Annotated in this window: 13 protein-coding genes; 9 read left to right on the top strand and 4 right to left on the bottom strand. The window is 73.2% G+C overall.

Annotation, left to right across the window (positions count from 1 at the left end; all coding sequences use genetic code 11):
- Positions 1-4 precede the first annotated feature (4 nt).
- Both ACLJOU_RS12270 and ACLJOU_RS12265 read right to left on the bottom strand, forming a co-directional pair.
- A complete protein-coding gene (locus ACLJOU_RS12270) occupies positions 5-1246 on the bottom strand; it encodes an alpha/beta hydrolase (RefSeq protein WP_410566620.1) in 1242 nt (413 codons plus the stop codon).
- A 103-nt stretch (positions 1247-1349) separates the two neighbouring features.
- Positions 1350-2774, bottom strand: a complete 1425-nt coding sequence (locus ACLJOU_RS12265; protein WP_410566718.1) for a bifunctional phosphatase PAP2/diacylglycerol kinase family protein — start codon at positions 2772-2774, stop codon at positions 1350-1352.
- A gap of 197 nt (positions 2775-2971) precedes the next feature.
- On the opposite strand from ACLJOU_RS12265, the gene pafA reads away from it, so the two are divergent.
- Positions 2972-4330: a Pup--protein ligase gene (gene pafA / locus ACLJOU_RS12260; protein WP_091311474.1), complete on the top strand. Its 1359-nt coding sequence runs from the start codon at positions 2972-2974 to the stop codon at positions 4328-4330.
- Between the two features lie 63 nt (positions 4331-4393).
- Positions 4394-5416, top strand: a complete 1023-nt coding sequence (locus ACLJOU_RS12255; RefSeq protein WP_410566617.1) for a WD40/YVTN/BNR-like repeat-containing protein — start codon at positions 4394-4396, stop codon at positions 5414-5416.
- Here ACLJOU_RS12255 and ACLJOU_RS12250 read toward each other — a convergent pair.
- Both ACLJOU_RS12250 and ACLJOU_RS12245 read right to left on the bottom strand, forming a co-directional pair.
- On the bottom strand, positions 5413-6114 hold the full coding sequence (locus ACLJOU_RS12250; RefSeq protein ID WP_410566615.1) for an SDR family oxidoreductase: 702 nt from the start codon (positions 6112-6114) through the stop codon (positions 5413-5415). The two genes, ACLJOU_RS12255 and ACLJOU_RS12250, sit on opposite strands and share 4 nt — an antisense overlap.
- A gap of 9 nt (positions 6115-6123) precedes the next feature.
- A complete protein-coding gene (locus ACLJOU_RS12245) occupies positions 6124-7044 on the bottom strand; it encodes a zinc-binding dehydrogenase (RefSeq protein ID WP_410566613.1) in 921 nt (306 codons plus the stop codon).
- A gap of 123 nt (positions 7045-7167) precedes the next feature.
- Between ACLJOU_RS12245 and ACLJOU_RS12240 the strand changes: the two genes are divergently transcribed.
- From ACLJOU_RS12240 to ACLJOU_RS12210, 7 genes are all read left to right on the top strand, one after another.
- Positions 7168-7599, top strand: coding sequence for a winged helix-turn-helix transcriptional regulator (locus ACLJOU_RS12240; protein ID WP_410566611.1), 432 nt, complete (start codon positions 7168-7170; stop codon positions 7597-7599).
- A gap of 10 nt (positions 7600-7609) precedes the next feature.
- Positions 7610-8593 (top strand): helix-turn-helix transcriptional regulator, encoded by a 984-nt coding sequence (locus ACLJOU_RS12235; protein WP_410566609.1) that lies wholly within the window; start codon positions 7610-7612, stop codon positions 8591-8593.
- A complete protein-coding gene (locus ACLJOU_RS12230) occupies positions 8590-9570 on the top strand; it encodes a helix-turn-helix transcriptional regulator (protein WP_410566607.1) in 981 nt (326 codons plus the stop codon). Before ACLJOU_RS12235 ends, ACLJOU_RS12230 begins: the two co-directional genes overlap by 4 nt.
- A 9-nt stretch (positions 9571-9579) precedes the next feature.
- Positions 9580-9792 (top strand): bacteriophage holin, encoded by a 213-nt coding sequence (locus ACLJOU_RS12225; protein WP_410566605.1) that lies wholly within the window; start codon positions 9580-9582, stop codon positions 9790-9792.
- Positions 9793-9823: 31 nt separating this feature from the next.
- On the top strand, positions 9824-10135 hold the full coding sequence (gene tatA, locus ACLJOU_RS12220; protein ID WP_410566603.1) for a Sec-independent protein translocase subunit TatA: 312 nt from the start codon (positions 9824-9826) through the stop codon (positions 10133-10135).
- 87 nt (positions 10136-10222) lie between these two features.
- The gene (gene tatC / locus ACLJOU_RS12215; RefSeq protein WP_410566601.1) at positions 10223-11194 is read left to right on the top strand and encodes a twin-arginine translocase subunit TatC; all 972 of its coding nucleotides are present in this window, start codon (positions 10223-10225) and stop codon (positions 11192-11194) included.
- Positions 11194-12075, top strand: coding sequence for a diacylglycerol/lipid kinase family protein (locus tag ACLJOU_RS12210; RefSeq protein WP_410566600.1), 882 nt, complete (start codon positions 11194-11196; stop codon positions 12073-12075). Before tatC ends, ACLJOU_RS12210 begins: the two co-directional genes overlap by 1 nt.
- Positions 12076-12152 lie beyond the last annotated feature (77 nt).

The following is a 12152-nucleotide window of genomic DNA, read 5'->3' as shown; positions in this document are numbered from 1 at the left end:
CCGCTCATGATGCCGCAGGCGGAGCCCGGAAGGTCTGATCGGCGAACGCCAGCAGATACGGCAGCGTCGCCCGGGCGGTGTGCCAAGTGTGGTTGAACCCGCGCTCGGCGTGCACCACCGCCTCCTGGCCCCGGGCGTGCAGCGCGTCCGCGATCCGGTGGGCCGTGGTCACGTCGGTCGGTGCTCCGGTGCCGACCGCCAGCATCACCGAGATCGGCGCGGAGAACTTCATCGTCGGCAGGTAGCGGCGGGGTGTGTTGGCGGCGATGGCCGCCCGGTTGCCGTCGAGGATGCCGATCGAGTCGTTCAGGTCGTCGTAGGGCAGGGCGATCACCAGGGTGGCGAACTCGTCGACGTGGTGGAGGCCGATGTTCAGCGCGCCGAACCCGCCGCCGGACATGCCGCCCAGCGCCCGGTGGGTGCGGTCGGCGATGGTGCGGTACCGCTGGTCGATGGCCGGGACGACCGTCTCGGCGAGGTAGCTCTCCAGCTGCGGGCCGCCCGGGACGTTCAGGCACTCCCAGTCGGTGCTGGGGTTGCCCGCGGTCATGTCGACGCTCACCACGATCATCGGCGCGATGACGTTGGCCTGCTGCAGCGCCAGGAGCGAACCGGGGGCGTCGCCGGAGGTGAGCCAGTCGCGCGGGCCGCCGAACGGGTAGCCGTGGATGAGGTAGACGACCGGGTAGCGGTGGGTGGGGTCGCTGTCGTAGCCGGGCGGGAGGACGACGTAGTTGCTGCCCGTCGGGATCCCGTGGGCGGGGTCGGCGAGGTTGACGACGTCGATCCGCTGCCCCGCGGCCGCCTTGCCCGCACCGGGCCGCGGCGTGGCCGACGAATCCGACGACGAATCCGGCGACGAGCCCGCCGAGCCCGACGAGGGCTCGGGGGCCTCCTTGCCGTCGTCCAGCAGGCGGCCGGCGAGGTTGACCACGCCGGGGCCGCGCTGGAGGAGCCGGGCCAGGTCGTCGGAGGTGCGGACGTACCCGACGTAGCTGTTGAGCGCCGTGACCGACGCCAGCAGCAGGAGCACGCCGAAGGCGGTGAACCCCCAGCGCCGGACGCGGCGGCGGTACCAGAGCGCCACCACCACGGCCAGCACCGCGACGGCGGCCGAGGCGAAGCCGAGCCAGATGAGCGGTGATTCGAGCGGGCCGAGGTCGCGGGCGCGGGCGGTCACGTCACCGGGCAGCACCGGGTCGCTCGCGGCCCGGTGGATGACGCTAGCCAGGCCGTGCCCGTCCATCGAATCCCCGCTCGTCCCCTGGCCGCGGGCAGGAGTGCCCGCAACTCGGTCGCGAAGCTAGCGGGAAGCGCCTGTGGGTTCGTTGAGAGAAGGTAAAGCAACCTCAAGGCCGGTAGAGCGTCAGGGCGCTGGGGCGCGACCGGAAGCGGAACCGGTTGCCGAGCGGGCCGACCTCGCCGTCGGTGGCGACGCGCCGGTTGCCGTCGAGCAGTTCGACGTCCAGTTCGGGCAGGTCGAGCTCCTGGTAGACGTGACTGGCCGCGAGGCTCCGGGTGATCATCGCCAGCAGGAACCGGGCGCGGGAGTAGGGCAGGTCGGCGCGCAGGTAGCGGATGTCGAGCAGGCCGGTGTCGAGCGCGGGACGGCGGCTCGGGGCGAAGCCCTTGGGTGCGTAGGTGCCGTTGCCGACGAACAGCAGCCAGACCTGGGTCTTCTTGCCGTTGAGCCGCACGTTCAGCGGCCGGGCGTGCCGCAGCGTCCTGGCCAGCGCGATGGCCGCCGAAGGCCACTTCGGGTGCCTTTCCTGCAGCTTCTCGCGCAGCCGGACCATCTCCGGGTAGCCGCCGAGGCTGGCGGTGTTGACGAACCAGCGGTGGGCCGGTTCGCCTGTCCCGTCGATCTCGACCTCGCCGAGGTCGACACGGACGGCGTTGCCGACCTCGGTCGCCGCGTCGGCGTCGGGCATCGAGCTGACGCCGACGTCGCGGGCGAAGTGGTTGAGCGTCCCCGCCGGGACCAGGGCGAGCGGCAGTTCGCGTTCGGCGGCGACGGAGGCCACCGCCGCCACCGTGCCGTCCCCGCCCGCGACGGCGAGCGCGCGGATCGTGCCGCGGGCGTCGAGCTCGGCTTCGATCTGGGCGCGGAGGCCCTGCTCGGGGTCCGGGTAGAGCAGCGTGGCCTTGGGCCAGGCGAACTTGACGTCGTCGGTCGGGTCCTGGCCCGCCACGCCGGAGTTCGGGTTGACGACCGCGAGCATGTCTTCGCCGTCGACCATCTCGGGCGCGTCCGCGTCGTGGACGGCGCGGCCCGGGATGTCGTCGTGCAGCGGCCACCAGTGCCGGGTGGCCAGGCCGACCCCGACCCCGATGCCCAGCCCGACCCCGACGTCGGACGGCCAGTGCACGCCGGTGTGGACCCGCGAGTAGGCCACCGCCAGGGCCAGCGGGGCCACGGCGAGCCCGGCCCGCGGCGACTCCATCGCGACCGCCGTCGCGAAGGCCGCCGCGGACGCGGAGTGCCCGGAGGGGAACGACGAGGAGGTGGGCCGTTTCCGCAGGCGGCGGCGCACCGGCGTCTCCTCCTCGGCCGGCCGGCGGCGCGGGAAGAGCGGCTTGCCGATGACGTTGGCCGCGGCGCTGGCCCCGGCGATCGCGACGACCCCGCGCAACGCGGCCCGGCGCGTCTCGCCCGGGCGCGCGGCCAGGAGCGCGGCGACGCCCCACCACAGGCGGGACTTGTTCGCCGATCTGGACAACACCATCAGCGCGTCGTCGGCTTTCGAGGCGGGCAGGGCGGCGCTGCGCCGCATCAGCGCGCGATCGGTCCGGCCGACCCGCCGGAACGCCCGGATGAGCTGGTGTGACAAGGAGTCCGCCTTCCGCACGTCAAGAGCTGTGCTCCAATCGTGCCTGATTCGGCGAGATTTCACCGTCTGTGGCGTACTGGGGGCGTGTCGACGCCCGAACGGCGCACCGTCGACGGGGGTGCAGCGCCTACTCTGGTGGAATGCAGCGGCGGATCTTTGGCATCGAGACCGAGTTCGGGGTCACGTGCACCTTCCACGGACAGCGCAGGCTCTCGCCCGACGAGGTGGCGCGGTACCTGTTCAGGCGGGTCGTGTCGTGGGGACGCTCCTCCAACGTGTTCCTGTCGAACGGCTCGCGGCTCTACCTCGACGTCGGCTCGCACCCCGAGTACGCGACGGCCGAGTGTGACGACCTGGTCCAGCTCGTCACGCACGACAAGGCCGGGGAGCGGATCCTCGAGGACCTGCTGGTCGACGCCGAACGGCGGCTCGCCGACGAGGGCATCGGCGGTGACATCTTCCTGTTCAAGAACAACACCGACTCGGCGGGCAACTCCTACGGCTGCCACGAGAACTACCTGGTGACCCGGGCGGGGGAGTTCTCGCGGATCGCGGACGTGCTGCTCCCGTTCCTGGTCACCCGGCAGCTCATCTGCGGAGCCGGCAAGGTGCTGCAGACCCCGCGCGGGGCGGTGTACTGCCTCTCCCAGCGGGCGGAGCACATCTGGGAGGGTGTCTCCAGCGCCACGACCCGGTCCCGGCCCATCATCAACACCCGGGACGAGCCGCACGCCGACGCCGAGCGCTACCGGCGCCTGCACGTCATCGTGGGCGACTCGAACATGGCCGAGCCGACGACCATGCTCAAGGTCGGCTCGGCGAACCTGGTGCTCGAGATGATCGAGGCCGGCGTCCAGTTCCGCGACTTCACCCTCGACAACCCGATCCGGGCGATCCGCGAGATCAGCCACGACCTCACCGGCCGCCGCCAGGTGCGGCTGGCCGGCGGGCGCGAGGCCTCGGCACTGGACATCCAGCGCGAATACCACGCCCGCGCGCTCCAGCACATCAAGGACAACGGCACGACGGCGGCGAACGAGCGCGTCGTCGAGCTGTGGGGCCGCGCCCTCGACGCGGTCGAACAGCAGGACTTCGGCAAGATCGACACCGAGATCGACTGGGCGATCAAGCACCGGCTGGTCGAGCGCTACCGGCACAAGCACGACCTGGACCTGTCCAGCCCGCGCATCGCCCAGCTCGACCTGGCCTACCACGACATCCGCCGGGGCCGGGGCATCTTCGACCTGCTCCAGCGCAAGGGCCTGGTCCGCCGGGTCACCGACGACGGCGAGATCGAGGCCGCCAAGGACACCCCGCCCCAGACGACCCGGGCGAAGCTGCGCGGCGACTTCATCGCCGCCGCCCAGGCCGCCGGGCGCGACTTCACGGTCGACTGGGTGCACCTGAAGCTCAACGACCAGGCCCAGCGCACGGTCCTGTGCAAGGATCCGTTCCGCTCGGTCGACGAGCGGGTGGAGCGCCTGATCAGCTCGCTCTAGTCCGGCGCGCCCGCCCGGTGTTCCCTACGAAAGTCGCCGGGCGGGTGCGGCAGGATCTCCCGCATGCGTGTCGTGCTGTTCGTGTGCGCCCTGCTGGTCTCGATCGCGGCCCCGGCGTCGGCGGGTGAGCACCGGCCGGCGTGGGAGCCGAAACCGACCGGCGTCACCGCCCAGTTCCGGGGCCTGTCCGCGGTCAGTGCGCGGGTCGTGTGGGTCAGCGGCACGCAGGGCACCGTCCTGCGCACCACCGACGGCGGGGCGAGCTGGAAGTCCGTCGGGCCGCCGGGCACCGAGGCCCTCCAGTTCCGCGACGTCGAGGCCTTCGACGCCGACCACGCCGTGGTCCTGTCGATCGGGCCGGGGACCGACTCCCGCGTCTACCGGACCGACGACGGCGGCGCGCACTGGCGGCAGACGTTCCGGAACACCGACGCGGCGGCGTTCTACGACTGCCTCGCGTTCTTCGACCCCTGGCGCGGCCTGGCGATGAGCGACCCGGTCGACGGCAGGTTCCGCGTCCAAGCCACCTACGACGGCGGCCGCAGCTGGCGGCCGGTCCCGGACAGCGGCTTCCCGCCCGCGTTGCCGGGCGAAGCCGGCTTCGCGGCCAGCGGGCAGTGCGTCACGACGGCGGGGCCGTTCGACGCGTGGCTCGCCACCGGCGGCGGCGCCACCGCCCGCGTCCTGCACTCCGGCGACGGCGGCCGCCACTGGACGGCGTCGGACACGCCGTTGCCGAGCAGCCCGTCCGCCGGCGTGTTCGCGCTCGCGTTCCGGAACCCGCGCCACGGCGTCGCGATCGGCGGCGACTTCGCGAACCCGGCGGCGCCCGGCCCGGCCGTCGCGCTGACCGGTGACGCCGGCCGGACCTGGCGCACCCCGGCGCAGTACCCGGCGGGATACCGCTCCGGGGTGGCCTGGCGCGGCGGGACGGTACTGGCCGTCGGCCCGGGCGGCAGCGACTACAGCCCCGACGGCGGACGGCACTGGACGTCGTTCGACACCGGCAGCTTCGACAGCGTCGACTGCGCGGGAACGGCCTGCTGGGCCAGCGGCGCGCAGGGCCGCGTCGCCCGGCTCCGCTAGAGCACCTGGCCCGTGGGGCGGACCATGATCTCGTTGACGTCCACCGACGGGGGCTGCGAGAGGGCGTAGAGCGCGGCGCGGGCGATGTCGTCGGCCTGCAGGTGGGGCTTTTTGCGCTGCTCTTCGCTGAGGATGTCGGTGTCGGTGATGCCGGGGTTGATCAGCGTGACGCGCACCCCCGTGCCGACGGCCTCCTCCCGGATCGCCCCCGCCATCCCGGTGACGGCCCACTTCGTCACCGAATACAGGCTGGCGTTGCGGATGTAACGGCCGGCGACCGAGCCGGTGAGCAGCAGGTGCCCGGCGGTCTCCCTGAGCGCGGGGAGGGCGGCACGGGCGGTGTAGGCGGCGCCGAGGACGTTGGTGCGGACCATGGGTTCCCACGCCCGCGGGTCGGGGTCGTCGTCATCGCCGAAGAACGTCGTCCCCACCCCGATACCGGCGTTGGCGAAGGCGGCGTCGAGCCGTCCGAACCGCTGCACGGTCTCGTCGACGGCGGCGGCGATGCCCGGCCAGTCCCCGACGTCGGCCCCGAGGGCCAGCGCCCGTTCCGCGCCGAGTTCGGCGGCGAGCGGGGCGACGGATTCGGCCCGGCGCGCGACGAGGGCGACCCGGAAGCCGGAGGCCGCGGCGAGGCGGGCGGTCGCGGCGCCGATCCCGCGGGAGGCACCGGTGATGAGGAGAACACGATCAGCCATGCCTCCAGGCTAGGGAATCAGCACGAGCCGGCCACGCAGCCCGCCCGCGGCCAGCCGTTCGTGCGCGGCCGCCGCCTCGGCCAGCGGCCGGGTCCCGGCGACCCGCAGGGGGAGGACGCCGTCCACCGCCAGCCTGGCCAGCTCGGCCAGCCGTTCGCCGTCGGCGCGGATCCAGACGTGGCGGACGCGGATCCCGCGCAGCGGCAGCGGCGCCGCGCCGGCGGCGAACGCCACGAACTCGCCGCCGCCGCGGACCGCGTCGAGGGCGTCCAAGCCCAGGAGCGCCGCGTCGAGGACCGCGTCCACCCCGCCCGGCACCAGCGCGCGGACCCGGTCGCCCAACGCGGGCCCGCGTGGGACGAACTCGTCCGCGCCGAACGCCCGGACCTCGGCTTCGTCGGTCTCGGCAGCCACGGCGACCACCCGGAGCTTGCGCGCGTGGGCGAGCGCGACGGCGTACCCGCCGACGGCCCCGGCCGCCCCCGTCACCAGCACCGTGCCGGTGGTCTCCACCAGGTCCAGGGCCTGGGCGGCGGTCAGTGCGTTCAGCGGCAGGGTCGCCGCGGCGGCCGGGGGCACCCCCGGCGGCGCCGGGGCGACCGCCGACACGTCCAGGACGATCTGCTCGGCGTAGGCCCCCAGTGGGGTCCCGATCCGGTCGCGCAGGCCGATCACCGCGTCGCCCGCGGCGAACCCGCCGCCCGCCGTCTCGACCGTGCCCGCCACGTCCCAGCCGAGCCCGAGCACCTCCCGCGGCGGCACCACGCCCGCCGCGCTCAGCGCGCCGCTGCGGGTCGCCAGGTCCACCGGGTTCACCGCGGCCGCCGCCACCCGGATCCGCACCTGGCCGGGGCCGGGCTCCGGCACCGGCACCTCGACCTGCTCCAGCACCTCCGGGCCGCCGAACCGCCGGACCACCACCGCTCGCATCTTCGTCTCCTCCAGGGAAAGGCCGTCTTCCCGACGAACGTAGGGGGAGCTACTCTCCATCGGGAAGTACGCACCTGCAGGTGCCCACCGCACGGTGAGGTTCGCGAGACGGAGGTTCGCCCGGTGCCCACGCGCACGGCGGAACAGCGGCGGCAGGCCGAAAAGGCCGCCTACGACGCCTACCTGGCGGCGTGCCCCACCCGGAAGCTGCTGGACGAGATCGCCGGCAAGTGGGTCAGCCTCATCCTGGTCGCGCTCGGTGACGGCCCGCAGCGCTACAGCGACCTTTCGCGGCGCATCGCCGGGGTCAGCCAGAAGATGCTCACCCAGACCCTGCGGGTGCTCGAGCGGGACGGTCTCGTCCGCCGCGAGGTCACCCCGGCGGTCCCCGTCCGCGTCGACTATTCCCTTACGCCGCTGGGGGAATCGCTGCGCGCGCTGATGGCCGGGTTCAAGGCGTGGGCCGAGGAGAACTTCGAGGCCGTCGACGCCGCCCGCACCGATTACGACGCGCGCACCCCGGACCTCACGATCGGGCCGGACGGCGCGGGCTAGGCTCTACCGGGTGTCCACCGCACGCGCCGAACGGCTGGTCAATCTGGTGCTGGCCCTGTTGTCCACCCGGCAGTACCTCACGGCCGAAAAGATCCGCGGCATCGTGCCCGGGTACGGCGACGCGGCCAGCGACGACGCCTACTTCCGGATGTTCGAGCGGGACAAGACCGAGCTGCGCGAGCTCGGCATCCCCCTGGAAACCGGCCGCAACTCCGCGTTCGACGCGATCGAGGGCTACCGGATCGCCCGCCGCGACTACGAACTCGGCGAGATCGACCTCGCCCCCGACGAAGCCGCCGCCGTCGCGCTGGCGTCCCGGCTGTGGGACTCCCCGGAGCTGACCGGCCAGGCGCAGGGCGCGCTCGTGAAGCTGCGCGCCGCCGGGCTGGAGGTCGACGACCAGGCGCCCACCGTGGTCGAGCCGCGCGTGCGCGCCGAGCCGGCGTTCGGGCCGCTGCTGGCGGCGGTCCAGAACGGCCAGGCGGTCCGGTTCGAGTACCGCCGCAGCGGCTCCCCGGAGCGGATCATGCGCACCCTCGAACCGTGGGGTGTGGTGTCGTGGCGGGCCCGCTGGTACGTCGTCGGGCACGACCGCGATCGCGGCGCCACCCGCTGCTTCCGGCTCTCCCGCGTCACCGGCCAGGTCCGCCCGGCCGGCAGGCCCGGCGAGGTCCGGCGCCCCGAGGGCGTCAACCTCCTCAAGCTCGTCACGGCCACCGGCGAGAGCGAACCGGCGCCGGTGACCACCGCCCGGCTCTGGGTCGCCGACGGCCGCGCGGCCGGGGTCCGCCGCCGCGGCACCGTGGTCGGCCGCACCACCGTCGACGGCGAAGAGGGCGATCTCGTCGAGATCGGCCTGCTCTACCCGGAGTCGGCCGCGGACTGGATCACCGCCCAGGGGCCGGACGTCGTCGTGCTCGAACCCGACGTGCTGGCCAAGAGCGTCCAGGACCGGCTGGAAGCCGTCGTCGCCCGGCAGGTGAGCGCGCGGTGAGCGGGTCCACCGACCGGATGTCGAGACTGCTCGCGCTCGTCCCGTACCTGCTGGCGCGCCCGGGCGTCCGCATCGACGACGCGGCGCAGGACTTCGACGTCACGCCGAAGCAGCTGCGCAAGGACCTCGAGCTGCTGTGGATGTGCGGGCTGCCCGGCTACGGCCCCGGCGACCTCATCGACCTGTCCTTCGAGGGCGACACGATCGTCGTCACCCACGACGCCGGGATGAGCCGCCCGCTGCGGCTCACCGGCGGCGAAGCGACCGCGCTGCTGGTGGCGCTGCGCGCGCTGGCCGAGACGCCGGGCGTGGTCGACGGCGACGCCGTCCGCCGGTCCATCGCCAAGATCGAAGCCGCGGCCGGACAGGCCCAGCCGGCCGGCGTGGTCGTCGGCGGGGGAGTGCGCGAGGGCAAGAAGACGGCGCGGACCCGCGAGGAGGTCGCCCGCGCGCTGCAGGACGGGCGGGCGCTGCGGATCCGCTACTACACCGCGTCCAAGGACCAGATCACCGAGCGCACGGTCGACCCGATGCGGCTGCTGATCGTCCAGGCCGTCGGCTACCTGGAGGCCTGGTGCCGCCGGGCCGAGGCCGTCCGGCTGTTCCGGCTGGACCGGATCGACGAGCTGACGATCCTCGGGGAGCCGTCGCGGCCGCCCGCGCACGCCCACCCCACCGACCTTTCGGAGGGTGTCTTCCGCGAGCGGCCCGACCAGCGGGAGGCGGTCCTGGTCCTCGATCCGGACGCACGCTGGGTAGCCGAGTACTACCCGTGCGAGGAGCTCGACGAGCTCGACGGCGGCCGGCTGCGGATCCGGATGCGCTACGCCGACCAGTCGTGGATGGTCCGCCTGGTGCTGGGACTGGCCGGGGAAGCGCTGGTGGAGAGCCCGGCCGACCTGGCGTCCGACGTCGGCCGCCGGGCCGCCGACGCCGTGGCCCGAGCCCGTCACCTTCCGTCAACCTGCGACCACTAGGCTGGCGGCGTGCCGTACCTGCCCACCGTTGCACTCGTCGTGATCGGCCTGGCCCTCCTCGTGGTCCTGCTGGTGCGGACCGCCAAGGTCTTGCGTGCCTTCCGGCGGACCGCAAGCATGGTGGCTGCGCACACCCAGGACCGGGCGGGGCTCGTCCGCGCGCGGTCGGCGGCGTTGCGCGTCGCGTTCGCGCAGCGCCACCGCAAGCCCGAAAACCAGTAACATCCCTACCAGACGCAGATAGGAGGCCACCATGCTGAACGGATTGCAGCCGTGGCATTTGCTCATCCTGGTGCTCGTCGTCGTGCTGCTGTTCGGGGCCAAGAGGCTTCCCGACGCGGCCCGGTCCATCGGCAAGTCGATGAAGATCTTCAAGGCCGAGACCAAGGACCTCACCGGCGACAAGCCCGCGGCGCACGAAGACGTCGAGCCCGTCGAGACCCGGCAGATCCCGGCCACCCCCGCCGCGACGTCGACCGACCAGCAGGTGGCCGACCTGCAGCGCCAGCTCGACGAGCTGAAGAAGAAGCAGGCCGCCGACCAGACCCAGAAGAACGCCAGCTGAGCGGTTCCAGCCCCACCTGGTCCCCGGTCCGCGGAGCGCGCCGTCCCGGCGCGCTCTGCGCGGACTCCGATGAGAACGGAACAACCCGTGGCGGAACCCGCCTCCGGAAACGGTGACAGCCGCCGGTCGAAGCGGCGCAAGCGCAGCCGTCGGGCCAATCCCGACGGGACGATGACGCTCATCGAGCACATCTACGAGTTCCGCCGCCGCCTCGGCTTCGCGCTGCTCGCGGTGGTGATCGGCGGAATTCTCGGGTTCATCTGGTTCGGCACCAACATCGGGCCGATCCCGTCGCTCGGCGACCTCGTCAAGGACCCGTACTGCGCCATTCCGCCGAGCCGGCGGCTCGACAGCGCCGCAGGGTGCCGGCTGCTGCAGACCGTGCCGTTCGAAGCCTTCATGACGCAGCTGAAGGTCGGCATCGCGGCCGGGGCCGTGCTCCTGTCGCCGGCCTGGCTGTACCAGCTCTGGGCGTTCATCGCGCCCGGCCTGTACACCAAGGAACGCAAGTACGCGCTGACGTTCGTCGGGTTCGCGTCGGTGCTGTTCGCCGCGGGCGCCGTGCTCGCCTACATCCTCTTCCCGCACGCCCTGCAGCTGCTCATGGGCTTCGGGCAGGACGCGTTCGTCACCGCGCTGACCGCGGACAAGTACATCTCGTTCCTGCTGTCGCTGCTGATCATCTTCGGGATCAGCTTCGAGCTCCCGCTGCTGGTGGTGATGCTCAACCGCGTCGGCGTCGTGAAGTACGTGCAGCTGAAGAAGTGGCGGCGCGGCATCGTGTTCGTGCTGTTCGTCTTCGCGGCCTTCGCCACCCCGGGCTCGGACCCGTTCTCCATGCTCGGCCTGGCCGGCGCGCTCACGGTGCTGTTCGAGATCGCCGTGCAGATGGCGCGCTTCCACGACCGCAAGCTCGACAAGGTCCGCGTCGACGAGGGCTGGGACAAGCTGGCCGACGACGAGGCCGCGCCGTTCGACTACACCCCGAGCACGATCGACGACGAGCCGTCCACCCCGTCCGCGTCCGGCGGCCGGTCGAGCACCGACGACGTCACGTAGTGGGGATCCACGCCGCGCTCGCCGTACACCCGGCGTCGGGGCACGGCGCGGCCGCCCGCATCGCCGGCACCGTCGCCGAGCGGCTGCGCACGGCGGTCGACCGGCTCGACGTGCTCGTCGCCCACTCGGTCGAGGAGTCCCGCGCGCTGATGCGCTCGTCCCACGCCGAGGGGCTGGACGTGCTCATCGTGCTCGGCGGCGACGGCGCCGCCCACCAGGGCGTCCAGTTCTGCGCGAACAACGACGTCGCTCTGGGGCTGGTCCCGGCGGGCACCGGCAACGACTTCGCCCGCGCTCTGGGCATCCCCGGCGAGCCGCTCCCGGCGGTGGACGCGCTGGTCGCGGCCCTGCGCTCGGGCGCCCGCCGCCGGATCGACCTCGGCCGCGTGGGCCCCACCTGGTTCGCCACGGTGCTGTGCGCAGGGTTCGACGCGAGCGTGAACGAGCGCGCCAACCGGATGCGCTGGCCGTCCGGGCCGCGCCGCTACGACGTCGCCATCCTGGCCGAGCTGGCCGCGTTCCGCTCCCGCCCGGTCGTCGTCGACACGGGCACCGACCGCATCGAGCTCGCCGCGACCCTCGTGGCGATCGGCAACACCCGCTTCTACGGCGGCGGCGTCCCGATCTGCCCCACGGCCGACCCCGAAGACGGCGTCTTCGACGTGACGATCATCGGCCACGCCACCCGCCGCGGCCTGGTCCGCATGCTGCCGGGCCTGCGCACGGGCAAGCACCTGACCCACCCGGCGGTCCGCACGCTGCGGGCCCGCTCGGTCACCCTGGCGGGCAACACCTGGCCCGCCTACGCCGACGGGGAACCGCAGGGCGTGGTCCCGGTGACGGCGAGCTGCGTCCCGGGCGCGCTCACGGTGCTGGCCTAGCTGTGATGTTCAGGGACGTTGTACCGAGTTGAGGTGACCCGGTGACGGCCTGTCCCGCTGCCACGCCGCTGGACGTC

It is taken from the genome of Amycolatopsis sp. cmx-4-61, assembly GCF_046548775.1.
In the GTDB taxonomy this organism is placed as follows: Bacteria; Actinomycetota; Actinomycetes; order Mycobacteriales; family Pseudonocardiaceae; genus Amycolatopsis.
Note: the sequence above shows the minus strand (reverse complement) of the source record. Positions and strands in the feature narration are given on the sequence as shown.

Excerpts from the sequence above, each read along its gene's own strand:
- ACLJOU_RS12255 (WP_410566617.1), top strand. The coding sequence starts at position 4,394 with ATGCGTGTCGTGCTGTTCGTGTGCGCCCTGCTGGTCTCGATCGCGGCC.
- ACLJOU_RS12270 (WP_410566620.1), bottom strand. The coding sequence starts at position 1,246 with ATGGACGGGCACGGCCTGGCTAGCGTCATCCACCGGGCCGCGAGCGAC.
- pafA (WP_091311474.1), top strand. The coding sequence starts at position 2,972 with ATGCAGCGGCGGATCTTTGGCATCGAGACCGAGTTCGGGGTCACGTGC.
- tatA (WP_410566603.1), top strand. The coding sequence starts at position 9,824 with ATGCTGAACGGATTGCAGCCGTGGCATTTGCTCATCCTGGTGCTCGTC.
- ACLJOU_RS12250 (WP_410566615.1), bottom strand. The coding sequence starts at position 6,114 with ATGGCTGATCGTGTTCTCCTCATCACCGGTGCCTCCCGCGGGATCGGC.
- ACLJOU_RS12265 (WP_410566718.1), bottom strand. The coding sequence starts at position 2,774 with ATGCGGCGCAGCGCCGCCCTGCCCGCCTCGAAAGCCGACGACGCGCTG.
- ACLJOU_RS12245 (WP_410566613.1), bottom strand. The coding sequence starts at position 7,044 with ATGCGAGCGGTGGTGGTCCGGCGGTTCGGCGGCCCGGAGGTGCTGGAG.